General features: G+C 50.6%; 14 protein-coding genes. 11 read left to right on the plus strand and 3 right to left on the minus strand.

What is annotated here, in order from left to right; genetic code table 11:
• Positions 1-169 precede the first annotated feature (169 nt).
• From HMPREF2955_RS00655 to ahpF, 11 genes are all read left to right on the plus strand, one after another.
• On the plus strand, positions 170-1,441 hold the full coding sequence (locus tag HMPREF2955_RS00655) for a phospho-N-acetylmuramoyl-pentapeptide-transferase (protein WP_070719980.1): 1,272 nt from the start codon (positions 170-172) through the stop codon (positions 1,439-1,441).
• Positions 1,442-1,549: 108 nt separating this feature from the next.
• Positions 1,550-2,881: a UDP-N-acetylmuramoyl-L-alanine--D-glutamate ligase gene (gene murD / locus HMPREF2955_RS00660; protein ID WP_070719982.1), complete on the plus strand. Its 1,332-nt coding sequence runs from the start codon at positions 1,550-1,552 to the stop codon at positions 2,879-2,881.
• 13 nt (positions 2,882-2,894) lie between these two features.
• The gene (locus tag HMPREF2955_RS00665) at positions 2,895-4,160 is read left to right on the plus strand and encodes an FtsW/RodA/SpoVE family cell cycle protein (RefSeq protein WP_070719984.1); all 1,266 of its coding nucleotides are present in this window, start codon (positions 2,895-2,897) and stop codon (positions 4,158-4,160) included.
• A gap of 185 nt (positions 4,161-4,345) precedes the next feature.
• Complete coding sequence (murG, locus tag HMPREF2955_RS00670; RefSeq protein ID WP_070719986.1) at positions 4,346-5,473, plus strand: undecaprenyldiphospho-muramoylpentapeptide beta-N-acetylglucosaminyltransferase; 1,128 nt, start codon at positions 4,346-4,348, stop codon at positions 5,471-5,473.
• Positions 5,474-5,521: 48 nt separating this feature from the next.
• The gene (gene murC, locus HMPREF2955_RS00675; protein WP_070719988.1) at positions 5,522-6,904 is read left to right on the plus strand and encodes a UDP-N-acetylmuramate--L-alanine ligase; all 1,383 of its coding nucleotides are present in this window, start codon (positions 5,522-5,524) and stop codon (positions 6,902-6,904) included.
• 31 nt (positions 6,905-6,935) lie between these two features.
• Positions 6,936-7,745, plus strand: coding sequence for a cell division protein FtsQ/DivIB (locus tag HMPREF2955_RS00680; protein ID WP_070719990.1), 810 nt, complete (start codon positions 6,936-6,938; stop codon positions 7,743-7,745).
• A 10-nt stretch (positions 7,746-7,755) separates the two neighbouring features.
• Positions 7,756-9,174: a cell division protein FtsA gene (gene ftsA / locus HMPREF2955_RS00685; RefSeq protein ID WP_070719992.1), complete on the plus strand. Its 1,419-nt coding sequence runs from the start codon at positions 7,756-7,758 to the stop codon at positions 9,172-9,174.
• A gap of 357 nt (positions 9,175-9,531) precedes the next feature.
• Positions 9,532-10,866, plus strand: a complete 1,335-nt coding sequence (gene ftsZ, locus HMPREF2955_RS00690; protein WP_070719995.1) for a cell division protein FtsZ — start codon at positions 9,532-9,534, stop codon at positions 10,864-10,866.
• A 79-nt stretch (positions 10,867-10,945) separates the two neighbouring features.
• Positions 10,946-11,398, plus strand: a complete 453-nt coding sequence (locus HMPREF2955_RS00695) for a GatB/YqeY domain-containing protein (protein WP_070719997.1) — start codon at positions 10,946-10,948, stop codon at positions 11,396-11,398.
• Positions 11,399-11,631: 233 nt separating this feature from the next.
• Complete coding sequence (ahpC, locus tag HMPREF2955_RS00700) at positions 11,632-12,198, plus strand: alkyl hydroperoxide reductase subunit C (RefSeq protein ID WP_019187613.1); 567 nt, start codon at positions 11,632-11,634, stop codon at positions 12,196-12,198.
• Positions 12,199-12,313: 115 nt separating this feature from the next.
• Positions 12,314-13,873, plus strand: a complete 1,560-nt coding sequence (gene ahpF, locus HMPREF2955_RS00705) for an alkyl hydroperoxide reductase subunit F (protein ID WP_019187612.1) — start codon at positions 12,314-12,316, stop codon at positions 13,871-13,873.
• A 545-nt stretch (positions 13,874-14,418) separates the two neighbouring features.
• Here ahpF and HMPREF2955_RS00710 read toward each other — a convergent pair.
• The 3 genes from HMPREF2955_RS00710 to HMPREF2955_RS00720 form a co-directional block, all read right to left on the minus strand.
• Positions 14,419-16,164 carry an alpha-amylase family glycosyl hydrolase gene (locus tag HMPREF2955_RS00710; protein WP_070719999.1) on the minus strand — a complete coding sequence of 582 codons (1,746 nt, stop codon included), beginning with the start codon at positions 16,162-16,164 and terminating at the stop codon, positions 14,419-14,421.
• Between the two features lie 181 nt (positions 16,165-16,345).
• Positions 16,346-18,070 carry a RagB/SusD family nutrient uptake outer membrane protein gene (locus HMPREF2955_RS00715; protein ID WP_070720001.1) on the minus strand — a complete coding sequence of 575 codons (1,725 nt, stop codon included), beginning with the start codon at positions 18,068-18,070 and terminating at the stop codon, positions 16,346-16,348.
• A gap of 31 nt (positions 18,071-18,101) precedes the next feature.
• Complete coding sequence (locus tag HMPREF2955_RS00720) at positions 18,102-21,089, minus strand: SusC/RagA family TonB-linked outer membrane protein (RefSeq protein ID WP_070720003.1); 2,988 nt, start codon at positions 21,087-21,089, stop codon at positions 18,102-18,104.
• Between the last annotated feature and the right edge of the window lie 852 nt (positions 21,090-21,941).

A 21,941-nucleotide genomic window follows, 5' to 3' on the forward strand; every position in this document is an offset into this window, starting at 1 on the left:
GGGGAGAGGGGAGTGGTATGCTTTGTTAGTTTACAAGTTTACCTGTTAACGAGTTGATAAGGATTGTCGTCCACTCTACAACCAAGCATTTGGCTTAACTCCTTAACTCCTTAACTCCTTAACTCCTCACATAACTCCTCATAAACTTACAATCTCATAAACTCAAAACATGTTATATTATCTCTTCCGTTTCTTAGAACAGTTTGGCATATCGGGAGCCCACATTTGGGGATATATCTCGTTCAGGGCACTGTTGGCCATGATATTGTCGTTGGTTATATCGGCATGGTTCGGCGAGAAGTTTATCAAATACCTCAAACGAAAGCAAATAACCGAGGTGCAACGCGATGCCAGCATCGACCCCTTCGGCGTTAAGAAGATTGGCGTACCCAGCATGGGCGGCATCATCATCATCGTTGCCATACTCGTTCCCGTGTTGTTGCTGGGTAGGTTGCGCAACATTTACCTCATATTGATGGTGATAACCACCGTGTGGTTGGGCTTTTTGGGCGGCATGGACGATTTCATTAAGATATTCCGCCACAACAAAGAGGGGCTGAAAGGTAAGTATAAAATTGTGGGACAGGTGGGTATCGGACTTATCGTCGGCCTTGTTCTGTGGTCTTCGCCCGACGTGAAGATGAACGAAAACCTGGCATTACAACGCAAAGACAATACCGAGGTGGTGGTGAAACACCGCAGCGAGGCGCGCAAGTCGCTTAAAACCACTATCCCCTTTGTTAAGGGGCACAACCTAGACTACTCGCGTGTGATGTCGTTTATGGGCAAGTATAAAACCGCGGCAGGATGGGTTCTCTTCGTGGTCATGACCATTTTCGTGGTGACGGCCGTGAGCAACGGAGCTAATCTCAACGACGGCATGGACGGCATGTGTGCAGGTAACAGTGCCATTATCGGCGTGGTGTTGGGTATTTTGGCCTACGTCAGTTCGCACTTAGAGTTCGCCGCCTACCTCAACATCATGTACATACCAGGTTCGCAAGAGCTAGTGGTGTTCTTCTGTGCCTTCATTGGCGCGCTCATTGGTTTCCTTTGGTACAACGCTTACCCGGCGCAAGTGTTTATGGGCGATACGGGTTCGCTCACCATTGGCGGCATTATCGCCGTGGGAGCCATCATCATTCACAAAGAACTGCTGCTGCCCATACTCTGCGGCATCTTCTTCGTAGAGAGCTTGAGCGTGATGTTGCAGGTGTATTATTTCAAGATGGGCAAACGACGGGGCGTAAAGCAGCGCATATTTAAGCGCACACCCATACACGATAACTTCCGTACGCAAGACGAACAGCTGGACCCCGACTGCCGTTACGTGCTGAAAAAGCCCAAGGGAGCGGTACACGAGTCGAAGATTACCATCCGCTTTTGGATTATAACCATCATCTTGGCGGCCCTAACCATCATCACCCTTAAAATAAGATAGGCTAGGAGGTAGGGCCTCTCCCTATATATATAATAAGGTGTCGACCCATTCGGCTAACGGCAACGAGCCGGCACCGCAACGACAAACAACAAAGGAAATAAAGCAGAAATGGACAGAATAGTGATATTAGGTGCGGCCGAAAGCGGCGTGGGAGCGGCCGTATTGGCTAAGCAAAAGGGCTTGGACGTGTTTGTCTCGGACATGGGAACCATCAAAGACAAGTACAAGCAGATGCTCGACAGCCACGGCATCGAATGGGAAGAAGGGCAACACACCGAGGCGAAAATACTCAACGCCAAGGAGATAGTGAAGAGTCCGGGCATCCCAAGCGAAGTGCCTATGGTGCAGAAAGCCATAGATAAGGGCATCGGCATCATCAGTGAGATTGAGTTTGCTGCCCGATACACCGATGCTAAGATGGTGTGCATCACAGGAAGTAATGGCAAAACCACCACCACTTCGCTCATCTATCACATCTTTAAGGCAGCGGGCTATAACGTAGGGCTAGGCGGAAACATTGGCCGCAGTTTGGCTTTGCAAGTGGCCGAGGGCGCACACGAGTGGTATGTTATCGAGTTGAGCAGCTTTCAACTCGAAAACATGTACCGCTTTAAGGCGCATATCGCCGTGTTGCTCAACATCACGCCCGACCATTTGGACCGTTACAACTACTGCATGCAGGGTTATGTAGATGCTAAAATGCGCATATTGCAAAACCTTGGGCCGCAAGACTACTTCATCTATTGGGCCGACGACCCCGTGGTGAAACCCGAATTGCAGAAGTATGACGTGTCTGCACGCATCTGTCCCTTTGCCGAAACCCGCGAAACGGGCGCAGCCGCATACGTTTCTGATGGACAGATAACGCTGCCTGCCCCGCTCGACTTCAATATGCCGCAAGCGCGTTTAAGCTTGCCAGGCAAGCACAACCTCTATAATTCGTTGGCCGCGGCATTGGCCGCACGCGCCGCAGGCATTCCGCAAGACGTGGTTGAACAAGGTCTTAGCGATTTCCCCGGCGTGGAACATCGTATGGAACGCGTGGCCACCATGTACGGCGTAAACTACATCAACGACTCGAAAGCCACCAACGTAGATGCTTGCCGTTATGCTTTGGAGGCCATGACAGCCCCAACAATACTCATCATCGGCGGCAAAGACAAGGGCAACGACTACGAACCCATCAAGGAGTTGGTGAAAGAAAAGTGCGCCGCATTGGTATATCTTGGCGCCGACAACACCAAACTTCACCAGAACTTCGACCATCTGGGCTTGCCCGTGGCCGACACGCACAGCATGAAAGAATGTGTAGCGGCCTGCGCCGGCATGGCTAAGGCGGGTTATACCGTGCTGCTGAGTCCCTGTTGCGCTAGTTTCGACCTCTTTAAAAACATGGAAGACCGAGGCAAACAATTCAAGACATTGGTACGAAACCTCTAAACTCCACAGGCAAATGGCACTTAACAAATCGTTAGGCAACTTCTTCAAGGGCGACAAGGTGATATGGATGATATTCTTCTTCCTATGCCTCATCAGTGCCGTAGAGGTGTTTTCGGCATCCTCTTCCCTTACGTATAAGGGTGGAAGTTATCTCGCACCCATCATTAAGCACCTTGGAATATTGTTCTTGGGTGTGGTGTTCATGGTGTTTACGGTGAACATACCCTGCCGTTATTTCAAGGTACTAACGCCTTTCTTGTTCCTCTTCTCGGTCTTAACGCTCTTATGGGTGCTTTGGGGCGGACAAAGCACCAACGGCGCGCAGCGTTGGGTTAGCCTTTTGGGCATACAGTTTCAGCCTTCCGAAGTTGGTAAGGGCACACTCGTGCTGATAGTGGCGCAGGTTCTTAGTATTGCCCAAACAGAGCATGGTGCCGACCGCAAGGCCATCGGCTGGATAGGCATAGCTTGCCTTTTTATCATTGGCCCCATCTTTTTTGAGAACCTCTCTACGGCCTTGCTCATCTGCCTAGTGGTCTATATGATGATGATTTTAGGGCGTGTGCCGGTGTCGCAGTTGGGCAAAATATTGGGCGTAGTGGTAATTCTTGTTGCCGCAGCCCTCTCGTTTGTGTTGGTTTTCGGTCATGCCAAGGCTACCGAAGTGCCCGAACAAACCTTTACCGAGAACGTAGAGCCGAAGAAAGAAGAGAAAGGATTCCTTGGAAGTATGTTCCATCGAGCCGACACTTGGAAGTCGCGCATCTACAAATTCATGAAGAACGAGGAAGTTCCGCCAGAGAAATTCGACCTCGACAAAGATGCCCAAGTGGGTCATGCCAACATCGCCATCGCCTCTTCCAACGTTATTGGGCAAGGTCCAGGCAACTCCGTGCAGCGCGATTTCCTTTCGCAAGCCTTCTCCGACTTCATTTATGCTGTGATAATCGAAGAGATGGGCATCATTGGCGCCGTTGTTGTGGCCATGCTTTACGTGTTCTTGCTTTTCCGAACAGGCAAGATTGCCAACCGTTGCGAAAACAATTTCCCTGCTTTTCTGGCTATGGGCTTAGCCCTTTTGCTGGTTACGCAGGCCTTGTTCAACATGTGTGTGGCCGTTGGTTTGGTGCCGGTTACGGGTCAGCCGCTGCCGCTTATCAGCAAGGGCGGCACCTCCACCATCATCAATTGTGTTTTCATGGGCGCGATAATCAGCGTAAGCCGAACGGCAAAGAAAGCTGAAAAACAAACAAAAAGTGGTGTGGCAGAAAAAAAATGAGTACTTTTGCACTAAGAAACGAGCATCTTGTGCAGGCCTACCAGTAAGCGATTAAGCTGTGCAGGCTCGTCTAACGTGCAGAATAAGGGAGGGAAGACAACCAAGTGAAGACGCTACACGAGGGGGTGAACAATGGCGAAACCATACATTCTTGTATTCCCCATACCAACAAAAACAAGCAAAGAATGGAAAATAACTTGAGAATAATCATCAGCGGCGGCGGCACCGGAGGCCATATCTTCCCTGCCGTGGCCATTGCCAATGCCCTAAAAGCCAAACGGCCAGATGCGCAGATACTCTTTGTTGGCGCGTTGGGTCGTATGGAGATGCAGCGCGTTCCGGCCGCAGGCTACGATATCAAGGGATTGCCCATCTGCGGTTTCAACCGGAAGAACCTCTTAAAGAACTTCGCCGTGCTGTTTAAGATATGGAAAAGTCAGCGCATGGCCAAGCAAATTATAAAGCAATTTAAGCCAATGGCGGCAGTGGGCGTGGGCGGATATGCCAGCGGTCCCACGCTAAACCAATGTGCGGCAATGGGTATTCCCTGCCTGATACAAGAACAAAACTCGTATGCTGGCGTAACAAATAAGCTGCTTTCCAAGAAGGCACGCAAGATATGTGTGGCCTATGAGGGTATGGAACGGTTCTTTCCCAAAGACAAAATCGTACTTACGGGAAACCCCGTGCGCCAACAACTGCTGGATAGCCAACTGACAAAAGCCGAGGCTTTAAGGGCTTTCGGGCTCGAACCCACCAAGAAAACCATCCTCATCGTGGGCGGAAGTCTGGGTGCACGCACATTGAACGAAAGTGTAATGGCACATCTCGACGAACTGCGAGACAGTGGCGTGCAGGTTATTTGGCAAACGGGTAAGAACTATTTCGAGGGCATTAAGGCCGAACTGGCCGATAAGTCGCCGCTGCCGATGCTCAAACCCACCGATTTCATCGCCGACATGGGTGCCGCCTATCGTGCAGCCGACTTGGTGATTAGTCGTGCCGGAGCAAGCAGCATCTCCGAATTCTGTCTTATCGGCAAACCCGTGATATTGGTTCCAAGCCCCAATGTGGCCGAAGACCATCAAACAAAGAACGCTATGGCACTGGTTAACAGGCAGGCAGCACGCTTTGTAAGCGATGCCGAGGCCGTTCAAAAGCTTATCCCCCTGGCTTTACAAACCGTTAACGACGATCAAGCCCTGTCGCAGTTAAGTCATAACATCAAGCAGATGGCTTTGCGCAATTCTGCAGAAATCATTGCCGACGAGGTGATTGCTTTGGCAGAAGAACAAGCAGCCGAAACCCGTTGACAAAAGAACAAAGGTGCAGTGCATGGCTGCCAAACTTACAACATCATTATGGACATAAAGAAAATTAAAGCAGTATATTTCGTAGGGGCGGGCGGCATCGGCATGAGTGCCATTGCCCGTTACTTCATCAAAAAAGGTTATGTTGTGGCTGGCTATGACAAAACTCGCACACAACTTACAAACCAATTGGAGAAGGAGGGGATGCTCTTGCACTACGAAGAAAACGTAGACGAGATACCGCAGGCATGCAAGAAAGCGCAGTCGTGCCTGGTGGTGTACACGCCTGCCATACCCGACGACCACAAAGAACTGGTGTATTTTCGCCAAAATGGGTTCGAGATACAAAAGCGCGCGCAGGTGTTGGGCACGCTAACCCGCACCCTAAAAGGGCTTTGTTTCGCCGGAACGCACGGCAAAACAACCACGTCGTGCATGTGCGCGCACATCATGCACCAAAGTCATCCCGACTGTAACGCCTTCCTTGGAGGTATATCCAAGAACTATGGCACCAATTATATATTGAGTCCCAAAAGCGAATACGTGGTTATCGAGGCCGACGAGTTCGACCGCTCCTTCCATTGGTTACGCCCGTGGATGAGCGTAATCACCTCTACCGACCCCGACCACCTCGACATCTACGGCACCAAAGCGGCCTATATGGAGAGTTTTCGCCATTACACCACCCTCATTCGCGAGGGCGGAGCACTCATCATTAAAAAAGGAGTGGAGCTGAAACCCGATGTGAAACCTGGGGTGAAGGTGTACGAATACGCGCTTGATGCAGGCGATTTCCACGCAGAGAACGTGAAGATAGACAACGGCAACATTACGTTCGATTTCGTTTCGCCAGTCGAAAACGTCAAGAATGTAACCTTGGGCCATCCCATACCCATCAACATCGAGAACGCCGTGGCCGCTATGGCTATGGCACAACTTAACGGATGCAATGCCGAAGAACTGCGTTACGGCATCAAAACCTACCACGGCGTAGACCGCCGGTTCGACTTTAAGATTAAAACGCCCCACTTGGTGTTCCTTAGCGACTATGCACACCATCCCAACGAGATACTGCAAAGCGCGCAAAGTTTACGCCAATTGTATAAGGACAGAAAGATAACGGCGGTGTTCCAGCCGCACCTCTATACGCGCACGCGCGATTTCTATAAGGAGTTTGCCAAGGCTTTAAGCCTGCTCGACGAGGTTATACTCTGCGACATCTACCCGGCACGAGAAGAACCCATCGAGGGCGTAAGCAGCAAACTGATATACGATAACCTCGATGCCGGTGTAGAAAAGAGCATGATAGCCAAAGACGACGTGCTGGAATTGGTTCAACAGCGCAACTTCGATGTGCTGGTATTCCTCGGCGCAGGCGACCTTGACAGCCTTGCGCCGCAGGTAACAAAGATATTGGAAAGTAAGGCAAAGTAAAGGCTTAACCCCCGCCTGATGGCATAGGTGTATGAATGTGAATTGGAAGAAAACTGTAACCATGCTGGTAGATGCGCTGCTGGCCGTCTACCTTGTGCTGGCGTTCACGGCTTTCAATAAGCCCAACGCCAAGGCCGCATTGTGCCAAAAAGTGCAGATAGACATCCAAGACGAAAGCACCAACGGCTTTATCTCCGCCAACGACATACGCAGTAGACTAGATGCCAATCAGCTCTATCCGCTGAACAAGCCCATGCAGGCAGTGCAGGCAAGGCAAATAGAAGAGATGCTCAAACGCAGTCCGTTCGTGAAAACGGTAGACTGTTATAAAACACAAGACGGCTGTGTGAACATCAGCGTCACCCAACGGATGCCCATCGTGCGCATTAAGGCCGCCAATGGCGAGGACTATTACCTCGACGACAACAACCTGGTGATGCCCAATTCGCATTATTCGGCCGACCTCATCATCGCCACGGGGCACATATCTAAGGCTTTCGCGCGAAACTACATCGCGCCGCTAGCCAAACTGTTCATGGATAACGAGCTGTGGGAAAACCAAGTGGAGCAAATCAACATACTGCCCGACAAAGGTGTTGAACTCGTGCCGCGAGTGGGCCAGCATGTTGTGTTTATTGGCTATCTGCCACAGGCCGATACGCAGAAAGAACGCAACGAAAAGATAGTCGACTTCGTAGAGAAAAAGCTCCTTCGGCTAGAAAAGTTTTATAAGTATGGGCTCTCGCAGGTTGGATGGAACAAGTACAGCTACATCGACTTAGAGTTCGACAACCAGATTATCTGCAAAAAGAAGAAAGAAAACAAGAACAACCCCGAATAAGCATAGTGTTATGGCAAAGGATTTTATCGTGGCTATCGAGATCGGTTCGTCTAAGATTACCGGTATCGCAGGAAGAAAGAACACAGATGGAAGTATCTCCATCTTGGCTGTGGCCAAAGAGACGCCCACTTCGTGCGTTAAAAAAGGCGTGGTGTACAACCTCGACCGCACCGTGCAGTGTCTCAACAGCATCGTGTCCAAACTCAAAACCACCCTCAAAACCGAGATAGCCTACGCCTATGTGGGCGTGGGTGGACAGTCTACGCGGAGCATCGAGAACGTCATCACCAGGGAATTGCCTAATGATACCATCGTGTCGCAAGACATGGTAGACTCGTTGATGGACGCTAACCGCAGCATGGACTATCCCGATGCCGACATCATTGAGGCCATAACCCTCGAATACAAGCTTGGGCAACAATATCAAATCGACCCGGTTGGCGTGCCATGCACCCACTTGGAGGGGCACTTCTTGAACATTCTTTGGCGTAACAGCAACTATCGAAACCTCAAAAAGTGTTTCTCTAACGCCGGCATCGCCATTGCCGATGTGTTTATTTCGCCACTGGCCTTGGCCGACAGCGTGCTAACCGACTCGGAGAAACGAAGTGGATGTGTGCTGGTAGACCTTGGTGCGCAAACCACTACCATTGCCGTTTATAGTAAAAGTCTTCTTCGTCATTTGGCCGTAATACCCTTGGGTGGGGCAAACATCACCAAAGACATCGCCTCTTTGCAAATTGAAGAAGAGCATGCCGAACGGCTAAAGCTCACCTACGGCGCCGCATACACCAATCCCGAAGAAGACAATACGGGGCTAACTTACGCCATCGACAGCGACCGCTCTATCCAAAGCGACACCTTCATGAACGTGGTTGAGGCTAGAATTGAGGAGATTATCGCCAATGTGAGATACCAAATACCAGAGAAATACGAAGGTAAACTGCTTGGCGGACTAATTCTTACGGGCGGTGGTGCACTGTTGAAGAACATCGAGGAGGCCTTCCAGCGCAAAACCAACTTCAACAAGATACGCTTTGCCAAGACGGTGAGGTTCGATTTGCATTCAAAACATCCGGAAATCACTGCGCAAGACGGCACGATGAACACCGTTCTCGGTCTTCTGGCAAAGGGTAATCTCAATTGCGCAGGTCGGGAAATATCTAACAATCTCTTCCCCGATGCTGAAACGGAACGCCCTGCAACGCTACCGTCGGAAGGCGAACCCATGCCTAATGTCGCAGACAATAAAGCTCAACAGGAGCAGACTAACTATAAGTCGAAACTCGAAACTAAGGAGAAAAAGGAAGATAAAGCCGAGAAAGAACAGGCCAATAACGAGCCAGAGGAAGAAAAAGGACCAACCAAGTTCAAACAGTGGAAAGAGAAACTTAGTGGTTTCATTAGGCAAATGGCTGAGGAGGAGTAAACAGAAGAGGTTGTAAAGCGTTAACCCGCGCGCTTGCGTTTGGTTAGCAGGTTTAAATAGTTTGGCTAGAAAGCCTAGGATAACTAGAAACCCTAGAACAACTAGATAGGCTAGAACAACTAGATAGGCTAGAACAACTAGAAACCCTAGAACAACTAGAAACCCTAGAACAACTAGAAAGCCTAGAACAACTAGAAAGCCTAGGACAACTAGATAGCCTAGAACAACTAGAAAGCCTAGAAACCCTAGAACAACTAAAAAGCCAACCACATCAAGCGCAGCCATCTTTTCACCTTTTCACCTTTTCACCCTTTCACCTTTTCACCCTTACAGGTCAACTTAAAAAAGAACAACGCTATGTCAGAAAAGAATATTAACAAAGGAATTGTGAACTTCGTAGACGAAGAGCACGGGGATAGCATCATCAAAGTTGTTGGTGTTGGCGGCGGTGGCGGCAATGCCGTTAACCACATGTTCAAAGAAGGAATACACAAAGTGTCGTTCGTTCTGTGCAACACCGATAAGCAAGCCCTAGACGATTCGCCAGTGCCTGTGCATCTGCAATTGGGTAAAGAAGGACTAGGGGCAGGCAACCGTCCGCTCAAAGCCAAGGCTGCCGCCGAAGAAAGCATCGACGACATCAAAGAAATGTTCAGCGATGGCACCAAGATGGCCTTCATCACAGCAGGAATGGGCGGCGGAACCGGTACGGGAGCCGCACCTGTAATCGCTCGTGTTTCCAAAGAAATGGGCATCCTCACCGTGGGTATCGTTACCATTCCTTTCCGTTTTGAAGGTCTAAGAAAGATAGACCAAGCCTTGGATGGCGTTGAAGAAATGGCCAAACACGTAGATGCTTTGCTCGTTATCAACAACGAACGCCTGCGCCAGGTTTACCCCGAACTATCCTTAATCGAGGCTTTTAAGCGCGCCGACGACACACTAAGCGTTGCCGCAAAGAGCATTGCCGAGATAATAACCTACCACGGCTTTATGAATCTCGACTTCAACGACGTGAAGATGGTGTTAGAAGATGGTGGCGTGGCCATCATGAGTTCGGGCTATGGCGAAGGCGAAAACCGCGTTCAACAGGCCATACACGATGCGCTTAACTCGCCTTTGCTCAACGATAACGATGTGTTCAACTCTAAGAAACTGCTGCTCAACATCTCGTTCAGCGAGAAGAACAACCAAGGTTCTAACCTCATGATGGAAGAGATTAACGATGTAGACGAGTTTATGGCCAAGTTCGGCCCCGACTTCATCTTCAAATGGGGCGTTACTTTCGACGAGAGTCTTGGCGATAAGGTAAAAGTTACCGTCCTTGCCACGGGCTTTGGTGTGGAGAACATCACCACTACACCCGAAAGAACGGCCCGTAAGTCGATTGAAGACATTGAGGATGCCGCCCGCAAAGCCCAGGAACGGTTGGATAGAACCAAGCGCATCGACACGTATTATGGTACCGACATGCCTGGCGGCCGCACCAAGAGGCATACCAATATCTACCTCTTCCGCCCAGACGACCTCGACAACGAAGACATTATTTTCGCCGTCGACGAGTCGCCAACCTACGCTCGTTCGCAACAAAAGCTTGAAGAGATACGTGGTTACAGCACTACCGTGCAGAAGAAAAAACAAGACGAGGTGGAGCCGCCAACAACCATGCAGGGAACCATTAGCTTTGCCTAGTGGGCATTCCTGGGAAGTACAGGCCTTATACCACCCCACCCGTTTCATCCATTGCATCAACCCCATTAAGATTAAAATTATGGCTCAATTATTCGAACAGATAAGCAACGACATTAAGGAGGCGATGAAAGCGCGCGACAAGGTGCGCCTTGACACCCTTCGCAACATTAAGAAAGTGTTTCTAGAAGCCAAGACGGCACCTGGCGCAAACGACGTTCTTGAAGACGCTGATGCCCTGAAAATACTTCAAAAGCTAGCTAAGCAGGGTAAAGAATCTGCTGCAACCTTCGTTCAACAGGCTCGCCAAGACCTTGCCGAGGCCGAGTTGGCACAAGTAAAGGTTATTGAAGAATACCTGCCTGCCGCTCTTTCGGAGGCCGAAATTGAGGCGAAGGTGAAAGAAATCATCGCACAAACGGGTGCTACCACAATGAAGGATATGGGGCGCGTGATGGGTATGGCTAGCAAACAAATGGCTGGCTTGGCCGATGGCGGCACCATCTCGGCTATCGTTAAACGACTGTTGGCCTAACAGCCTGTTGCGTTTAGGCTCGGTTAAACCTGAAAAAATAAAAGGTAGAAAGGCTAGAAAACTGCTGATGGCCTCTATCTTCTAGCGAACCTTGTATTTTTGTCGCCCATTGCCGAACTGACGAGTAAGCCAGTTTGCCAATGGGCGAGTTCATTAATTCATACGTCCGTTCGGTATAAGCAATCCTCTCCCTTCCCCTTTTTAATTTATCACATAAATAGTTTTAAGAAGATATGGAACCAATTATCAATGCACACGCACCAGAGTTTACCGTTCAGGCTTTTCAGGACGGACAGTTTAAGACCGTTTCTAACAAGGATATCGAGGGCAAATGGGCGCTCTTCTTCTTTTATCCAGCTGACTTCACTTTCGTATGTCCTACAGAGTTGGAGGATTTGGCTGACAAGTATGAGCAGCTCAAGGGTCTTGGTGTAGAGGTATTCTCAGTAAGTACTGATACTCACTTCGTACACAAGGCATGGCACGATGCTTCTGAGACAATCAGAAAGATTAAGTACTCAATGCTTGCTGACCCAACAGGCGTATTGAGCCGTGGCTTCGGTGTATACAAAGAGGACGAAGGTCTGGCTTACCGCGGTACATTCCTCGTAAACCCAGAAGGTCTCGTTAAGATTGCTGAAATCCAAGACAACAGCATCGGTCGTAACGCTGATGAGTTGGTACGTAAGGTTGAGGCTGCTTTGTTTGTTGCTTCTCACGAGGGTGAGGTTTGCCCAGCTAAGTGGAAGAAGGGTGGTGAGACATTGAAGCCAAGCATCGACCTCGTAGGTAAGCTCTAAGACTTAGTTTCTGTAATAACAGACATAAAAGTGTCATAGAAGTTATGGTGGAGAGATGAGTCTCGGACTTTATCTCTCCACTTTTTTATTAATAAGGAGAGAAATATACAAACCCATGTTAGATTCAAATATACTCGAACAGGTGAAAGGCGTCTTTGCTTCGCTCTCATCTGATATAACACTTAGCGTAACCCGCAACAGCAATGACGAAAACTCAGCAGAGTTCTCTTCCTTCCTCGAGGATTTCGCCTCTACTTCTGACAAGATTAAGACAGTTTATAAGGAAGGAGAACAGTTCTCGTTTAGTATCCTTCGCAATGGTGAAGAAACTGGTATCAGCTTCCGTGGCATACCAAACGGACACGAGTTTACCTCGTTGCTCCTCGCTGTCCTCAATACTGACGGACAGGGCAAGAACCTCCCTGACGAGGCGATTGCTGCACGTATCAAGTCATTGAAGGGTGAAATCCGCCTTCAGACTTACGTATCTCTCACCTGTACAAACTGTCCTGACGTTGTTCAGGCACTCAACGTAATGGCGCTTATCAACCCAAATATTAGCAATGAGATGGTTGATGGTGGTCTTTGTCAGGATGAAATACAACGTTTGAACATACAAGGCGTACCTTCTGTGTACGTTAATGGAGAGCCATTGCATACAGGTCGTGGCGATCTCGGTATCCTTTTGCAGGAATTAGAGGACAAGGTAGGCACCGATCACGATGAGAATGCTGTGCAGACAGTACGTGAATATGATGTTATCGTACTCGGTGGTGGTCCTGCTGGAGCATCTTCTGCTATCTACTCTGCCCGCAAAGGCTTGCGCGTAGCTATCGTTGCTGAGCGTATCGGAGGACAGGTAAACGATACAACAGGCATCGAAAATCTTATTTCTGTCACAAAGACAACGGGTACACAGCTTGCTGCTGACCTCCGTACCCATATCAATGATTGTTCAATCGACGTATTCGACAATCGTAAGGTGGTTTCTACCAACCTGAAAGAGGCTGTGAAGACTGTTTCTGTTCGTGGTGGAGAAACCTTCACCGCACCTGCAGTCGTGATTGCAACTGGTGCAAGCTGGCGCCGTCTTGGTCTGCCAGATGAGGAGAAATACATCGGTCATGGTGAGCATTTCTGCCCTCATTGCGACGGTCCTTTCTACAAAGGTAAGGATGTAGCAGTCATCGGTGGTGGTAACTCTGGTATCGAAGCAGCCATTGACTTGGCTGGTATCTGCCGCCACGTAACTGTTCTTGAGTTCGCTGATGCTATGCGTGCCGATGAGGTTCTACAGCAGAAAGTAGCCAGTCTGCCTAATGTTGAGGTGTTCCTTTCTACTCAGACAACTGCCCTCTTGGGTGATGGTCAGAAGCTATCGGGTATCAGAGTGAAGGACCGCATCAATGATGAGGAGCGCGAAATTGCCTTAGATGGTGTCTTTGTTCAGATTGGCTTGTCGCCAAACAGCGATGCTTTCAAGGATCAAGTAGAGGTTACTCCTCGCAATGAAATTATCGTTGATGCAACCAACCGTACAAGTCTGAGTGGCGTATATGCTGCTGGTGACGTTACAACGGTACCTTACAAACAGATTACAATCGCTATGGGAGAAGGTGCTAAGGCTGCCCTTTCAGCCTTTGACGACCGTATCCGTGGAGTGATTATAGGATAACCTTGCAAACCATAGTACCTGAGTGTATATCTGTCCGATGCGGTAAGTGTGAGCTGACTTCACCTGCCCGTCGGACTTTTTTGTGTTTTGTTACCAGTGCTGTCCGGTAAACTTTCCCCTGTAAGTCAGCCGGCAGTGTCTTGCTATATAATGGTAGTGACAGGCATGGACAGGCCTTTCCTGCAGGTGTGTTGATGCCTGCCACCCGTGGAGTTGTTTGTAAACACCAGTCGTGCTGATGCCCCGCTCCATGCAATCTGTTACTGGGACGGGAGCAAAACGCAGCCGGCGAAGAGCTGTACCGGCAGGACTTGTCTGCCCAGAGGGACTTGTTCTTCCGGAAACAATGTCGACTTGTCTGTTTAAAAGAGATTACGCATAGAAAATGATGTCGCTTATGTCTTATCGGCCGGCATTGGCTTTTTATGTGGGGAAGTCCGTGTAATCATCCTTGTCTGTTCAGGAATGCAGACAGAAAAGGTGCATCAGAATGCCTGCTGGCAGCTATTCTGATACACCTGATAAAGGTCTTGGAAATGAAAGTCTTATTCAATGATCTTGAATACAGCGGCTGATATGGCTTTCAGGTTGATGACATCACCTTTGCCGCCTGTCTTGTAAGTTGCTTCTCCCGTCATGCATAGCGGCCTGGCTTTTCCAAGGTGGGGTATCCTTGCTGAAACCTTTCTGGCACTCGGATTGATGGCAACGACTACGGTTTCTCCGCCGGCCGTACGTTTGTAGACCATGGGGTAGGGCTGGCTTTCCTTGCTGACAAGTTCCCATTCTCCGTTTCCATGCAATGCCGAGTGGGCATGGCGCAGGCGGACCAGTTCACGGGTGAAGTTCAGCAGGGAATTGGGGTCTTTCTCCTGTGCCTCCACCGTCAGCTTTCCGTCTTCCGTATCCACAGGGAAATATAGTTGGGCAGGCTCGCAGGTAGAGAATCCGGCGGTAGGACCGGCAGTCCACTGCATAGGAGTACGTGTCCCGGCACGTTCGTTGCTACCCTCTTTGGTAGGAAGATTCATCTGGTATTTCATGCCGATTTCGTCACCGTAATAGATAAACGGTACACCCGGCATGGTCAGGAAGAAGGTCATGGCCACCTTCAGCTGGTCCATCGTGTTACGCATGCCGATGTTCGGACGCTGGAAATCGTGGTTGGCCGTCGGAATGGCGATGTAGCCGAGTTGCTTTGTGCGGTTGAAGGCTGCCGTGAAGTTGTCGACAAACTCCTTCACCTCTCCTTTTCCTGCCTTGTCAAAGTAGCAGAACTTGTACTCTTTGGAGATGTCCTGCCCCTCCCACGGCCGGCCGTTCGGTGTGTTTCGGTCGAAGAAGAGAGAGGGATAACCCTTGATGCCGAAGTGGATCATGAAGTCGATGTTGAAGCCGGCAGGGATGGCGACGGCCGGGTCGCTCCACTCGGATATCAGTACGCATTGGGGATAATGCCTGTCCTTCCATGCCCTCATCTCGTTCCACAGCTTTGACACCTCTTTCTTCCCCGGGTCGTTCTTGACGAGCGAAGAGGCCATATCCACACGGAAGCCGTCGATGCCCTTGTCAAACCAGAAGGCCATGATGTTCTTCATCTCCCGGCGTACGGCCTGCGGTCCGGGTGCCGTCACAGGCTGCTCCCAGGGATGAGAGGGGTCGGGATGGGCAAAGCCGTAGTTCAGGGCAGGCTGGCATTCAAAGAAGTTCTTCTCATAGTATTTGCCGCGTTTTGCGTCCATCTCCACATAACGCCCACGTGTGCTTCCCTCCGGATTGGCATCCCTGTGGCGCGCTTCAATCTCTTCCTTGTCTTTCTGTGAGATGGTGTCAGTCCATATATAATAGTCGGAATAACGCCCGTTGCGGTCGCCGTTCGCACATTCCTGGAACCACGGCGACTTCACGCTCGTGTGTCCTGCCACCAGGTCCAGGCAGACCTTTATGCCTCTTCTGTGGGCTTCGTTGACCAGTGTCACCATATCGGTATTTGTACCGAAGCGCGGGTCAATCTTGTAGAAGTCGATGACATCGTAGCCACCGTCAAACCATCCCGACTCGAATACGGGATTCAGCCACAAGGCATCCACGCCCAGCGACTTGATATAATCCAGCCTGCTGGTGATGCCGGGCAGGTCTCCGATACCGTTCCCGTCCGTATCCATGTAGGAGGAAGGATAGATCTGATAGAAAACGGCATTGTCAAGCCATTGTGGGTTCGTGCCGATCTGGGCCGTCATGGGGACTGCCATGGCCAGTGCCGCTGCTGCTGTGATGATTTCTTTCTTCATTGTTTAAGTTTTTAGTTGTCAGGATGCCCGTCGGACTTCCTGTTGTGTTGTCTGATGCAAAAGTACGGATATCCTTTTGAAAAACAAAGGAAGAATAGGATAGAGGAGTCTGCATTCCCTGAAAGTTGACAGCCGGAATATCCTTGGACATCCCGGCTGTGATAAGGAATCAGAACCGGCTTTATTTCTTATAGCCTGGATTCTGATGGAGATTCTTGTTCAGATTCAGCACCTCATAAGGAATCGGATAGACGCAGGTGTATCCCTGGGTGTCATCGAGGTAATCGCCGGCAGAAGCATTGTGGCTGACACCGGGATAGCGGTCTGCCGTCGGCTGGGTGAAGGTGCAGAAGCGTATCTGGTCCTGACGCCGTACGCCTTCCCAGGCCAGTTCAATCATGCGTTCGTCAAGAATATCATTCAGGTTGAGCGAGGTGCGCGGGGTGGCGTGTGCCCGGTCCCTGATCTGGTTGACGAGTGTCAGTGCCGCCGCATGGTTGCCCAGCCGGTATTCTGCTTCCGCCTTCATCAGCAGCGCATCGCCATAACGCCAGATGACAAGGTCGTTGTTGTACTGCCCCTGTGCGGCTGCCGTCGGGTCGTACTCATACTTCTTGAAACGGGCGCCGGCGCATTTCACGTCATGCTTGTCGGCATTGGCATCGAAGTCTACCACGACTGCCAGCGGACGGTAAGAGAGTGTTCCGCCGACGCCGTCGTCCACGGTCTTGCCGCCGGTCTGCTGGGTGTACTCCTGTTCTACCCAGTAGTTCTGGCGCAGGCGTGGGTCTTCGTTGCTTTCCTTGTATCCCATCACTTTCATCGCACGTACCGTGGCGCAGGCACCGTTCCATCCGTTGAATCCGGCGGCACTCGCATGGTTGTAGTGTACGGAGCGGATCAGGTTGTAATCGGTAATCTTGTACGTTTTGTCGTCGTTCGGACGTACAAAGATGTTCTCGTTAGAGTTCTGGTTCTGTGTGACGAAGTTGTCGGCATAGTTCGGCGAGAGGGTGTAGCCGAAGCCTGCGAGCTTGTCCACGCAGTACTTCACGGTCTCCCAGCAGTTGCGTTCCGTCCCGTCTACAGTCATCTTGATGTCCATTCCCTTTGCCGATATGTTTGCACCGAGGGTTTCGCTGGCCTTGCATTCCTTCGATTTGTCGTCGCCGACAAACGCCTTGTAGCTGTTCGGAGTTACGTCATCCGTGTTGTAGACAGGTGCATTGAGGGCGCACTTTGCCAGACACATATAGGCAACAGGCTTGGTGATACGTCCGAAATACTTGCCGGTCTTCTGGCTCTGGTCATCTGCGAGGTCAGGCATTGCCTCTGTCAGTTCCTTGACGACGAATTTGAACACATCCGAGCGGTTGCTCTGGTTGACATCGCTGGTTCCCTGCTTGGAAGACGTCACTACCGGCACCTGTCCGAAGAGATCCATCGCATAATAGTAATAGATGGCGCGCAGGGCACGCAGCTCGGACACATATGGCTTGTAGTCGGGATGTTCGCCGAGCATCGGCGTGAGCTGGTCGATGGAGCCGTTGCACTGCCCGATGATCTTGTAGATATGCTTCCAGTTGTTGTTGTAGGTGTCCACAGACGATGCGAAGTTGTGGAGGAAGAAGTTCTGCCACTTGCCGCCGTCTACCCAGTCGCCCTGCCGTCCCGGGAGAATAGCCTCGTCAGAAGTGAATTCCTGCAGACAGTGGATGGCATCCGTACCGCCATAGATACCGTCTCCGATCTCTGAATAGACCTTTGCCACAGAGTTGACATAGGTCAGTGTGGCATTTGCGAAAGCGTCAGTCTCTTTGAACTTGCTTTGAGGTGTCTCGTCCAGCGAGCAGGCTGCAAGCAGTGCCGTGGAGAGCAGTGCCATTCCGAAAATATATTTCTTCATAATAGTATTCCTTTTTTTGTTTATCAAGACCTTAGAAATTAACAGACACATTGAACGAGAAGGTGCGTGTCAACGGGAAGAGACGCTTGTCGTCTACACCCAGTGTCCCGTAGGTTGTACGGCCTTCGTCGACACGGACGAGCGATGCGGAGTTGATCATCGGGGTCAGGCCGCTGTACCCGGTGAGGGTGCAGACGTTGTTGACGGCCAGTCCGAGATGGATGCTCTGGATCCAGTCGGCCTTGAGCTGTTTCTTATTGAAGGTGTAGCCCAGCGTGATGTACTCGAAGTTCACGTAGTCGCCTTTCTCCAGCCAGTAATCGGAAATCTGTATGTCTTTGATTCCTTTCTCTGGAGCATCAGAAAGCACGTTGTAGGTCGGGAAGTTGCTGAGGTTGCTGTAGGTCATGCCCGTACCATTGTAGATCTTATGGCCGAAGGCACCGTTGAACTGCATGGTGAGATCCCAGTTCTTGTACTTGAAGGTGAAGTCCCAGCCAAGGTAAGCCTTTGGTATCGCCTGTCCGCACACCTTGCGGTCGCCGGAGTCGCCGGTATCGATGGTTCCGTTCTTGTCGAGGTCTTCGATAATGTACTGTCCCTTGTCATCGATGCCTTTGCAGTGGGGCAGGTAGAATACGCCGATCGGCTGTCCCTCCATGAGATAGGTCACACCGGTGTTCTGCGTCAGGCCGGCCGCATTGATGTTGGCAACCGGGATGTGCTCACTGGTCGTCAGTCTCTGTCCTTTATAGGTGCCGCTCAGCGAGTTCAGCTTGTTCTTCTGGAAGCTGAGGTTCATGCCGGAATTGAAGGTAAAGTCCTTTGTGCGGATGATGTCGCCGCGCACGCCGATTTCGAAGCCCGAATTGGTCATCTCACCCATGTTCGCCAGCAAGGTGTTGTAGGTGAATGGCGGAACAGGTACGGTATAGGTATAGAGCAGGTCCTTCGTCTTGGAAGTATACCAGTCCAAAGTAACGTTCAGACGGTTCTGGAAAGCGGCGAAGTCGATACCGATGTCGAAGGTATGCTTTACCTCCCACTTCAGGTCAGGGTTGTCGTTGCTCTGGATGGCATAGGTCGTCGTGTTGACACCGTTCACCGAGGTCACGCCGTTCGGTGCGTAGAGGGCCAGTGAGTTGTAAGGAGCGATGACATCCTGGTTGCCCGTCACACCATATCCGAGACGGACTTTCAGGTTGTCCACCCAGCGTACCCCTTTCATGAACGGTTCCTGTGATACGACCCATGCGACAGATGCTGACGGGAACCAGCCCCACTTATGGCCTTCACCCAGCTTTGACGAGCCGTCAGTACGAAGGTTGACGGTTGCGATGTAGCGGTTGCCGTACATATAATTCAGACGTGCCATGTAAGAGCAGAGGGTGTATTCCGTAGACTCGGAGTCCACATCGCCCCAGGAGACGTTGGCACCGGCCTTCATGTTGTTGAAGCCGAAGTAATTGGTATCGAACTTGAACGACTGCTCTGAATTCCAGAAGGTCTTGTATTGCTGGCCCTCCATCAGGGCGAGTGCGTCGATATGGTGCTCGCCGAAGTCCTTGGTATAAGTCAGCTGCAGGTTGCCCATGATGTCCGTGCGCTTCATGTTGCGGATGTATGCCCAGCCGTTGCCGTTGATGCGTCCCTGCTGGATGTCGTTCGGCACGTAACGCTTGTGGTCGAGGTTCATGCGGGTATAGCTGCCGAAAGCACTGAGGAAGAGTCCGTCAGCCAGCGTGACGGTCGCCTTTCCATGGGCGTTGAGCGAACCTACGTCGAAGCGGTCCTGTACCTCCAGCTGTCCCAGCGGGTTGTATATCTCGTTGGCAAGGCGGTCTTCGTCCCACTCGCCTGTCTGCGGGTTCTTGTAGGTCGGGTAGGTCGGGTTGTAAGCGGCGGCAGAATAGAACATCTTCTGCGGGTCGTACTGCATCTTTCCGTCGCGTTCACTGCCCAGGACACCCAGCTCCAGCTTGAGCTTCTTGTTGAAGGCGTACTGCGTGGCATCCAGCTTCACGGTATAGTTGCGCATATCCGAGTTCTTCAATGCGCCCTGACGCTGTACGAAGCCGACGCTGGCGCGGTAGTTGCCGGAGTCGTTGCCAGACGAGTAGGCGATGTTGTGGGTCTGTGTCAGCCCGGCCGAACGCTCTATTTCGTCGAACCAGTTGGTATTGCCGCCGAGGTCGGTGAATGCCACCCCCATCTTGGTGGCAGTGGCACGGTAAGCATCCGCGCTCAGCATTTCAAGGTTCTTGAAGATGGTGTTCACGCCCAGTGTGCCGTTGTAAGAAAGGGAGGCAAAGCCGTTCTTTCCTTTTGTCGTCGTGACGACGATGACACCGGCTGCACCGCGGGATCCGTACTGTGCCGTCTCCGAGGCATCCTTCAGAATGGTCATGCTCTCGATGTCGCCGGGCTGAAGGGCGTTGAACATGGTCATGTCAGCGAAGACACCGTCGATGATCACCAGCGGGTCGTTACCGCCGGAGAGCGAAGAGGTGCCGCGTACGCGGATATTGGTAGACCCCATCGGGTCGCCACCGTTCTGGCTGATGACGACACCGCTGACCTTTCCCTTCAGGGCGTCGGCTGCCGTGGTTACGACACCCTTGTTCATGTCGCCCTTGCCTACACGCTCAATGGCTCCCGACACCGTACGCTTCGTGCCTACGGCATAACCGACGACGACTACCTCGTCGAGCTGCTTGTTGTCTTCGGAGAGAGAAACATTGATATTGGACTGGTTGCCTACAGCCACTTCCTTGTTGCTGTAGCCTACATAAGAGAAAACGAGCGTCGCACCGGGCTTCACATTGGGGAGCTTGAAGTTACCGTCAATATCGGTTACGGTACCGCCCTGTTCTCCTTTCACTTGGATGGTCACACCAATCAATGGCTCACCCGACGCATCCTTCACACTTCCCTGTACCACTGACTGGGCATAGGAACTCATTGCACACGTCAGACCGACAGCTATCACTGCGGTCCGCTTCATAAACGATTTGCTCATGAGGGGTTAAATCTTTTTAAAATTAGTTATACTTTTAGGTTATGGTCCTAACGGATCTGATTGTTTGTCGTCTGAATATCTGCTGGAGCGGCAGGTTGCCCGGGACGATACGGCCTCTGTCGCCTGGGTGTCATTTGTCGTTTCGGGGCAGAATAGTCGTAGGTCTTTATCTTCTTTTCTGCTGTTAAAGGTAGCTTAAAATCTTCAAATAGACAAATAAAAGAGCCATATTTTTTATAGGGAGAGGTGTGCTGCATGGGCAGTCAGAAACCTTAAATTATTATTTTTTATTTTACAAACTCGACCTAATTTTCACGTCATTCTAGCGAAAAAGATAGGTCAAAAAGTAGGCAAATAGCCACATTTTCTACCATTTTACTCCTTGGAACTTGTCTATTTTTAAGAACAAACCCTGCGTTTTGCACCATTTAGCCTTTCTAGAATGGTTGCCAACTCATAATTTTCCAAGCCCAATTACCCACATTTTACCCCTAAAACGCCACTTTTTAACGGCTATTTTGCCCTTTCCAACCATAAAACACATGGTTAGAAGGGGCTTTATTTATACTATTTCGTTGAATGTTTATGCGTATTAGGTTGCATTTAACTGCATTTTGTATTGCGTTTTGTACCTTTTTACCTTGCATTTAGCATCAAAACGCACTGCATTTAGCACCAAAATGCACTACGTTTTGCACCAAAACACACTGCATTTAGCGGCATATTGCACTGCGTTTAGCACCAAAACGCACGAAAGTTGGTGCAAGTGGTGGTGTTTTTTAATAAAAATTCATTTTGCTGCATTCACATACTAGCCTCCTTTTGCATCAAAACAAACCTTCGCGAGAATCG

Origin of the sequence: Prevotella sp. HMSC073D09, from assembly GCF_001814145.1 — a bacterium.
Taxonomy (GTDB): Bacteria; Bacteroidota; Bacteroidia; order Bacteroidales; family Bacteroidaceae; genus Prevotella; species Prevotella conceptionensis.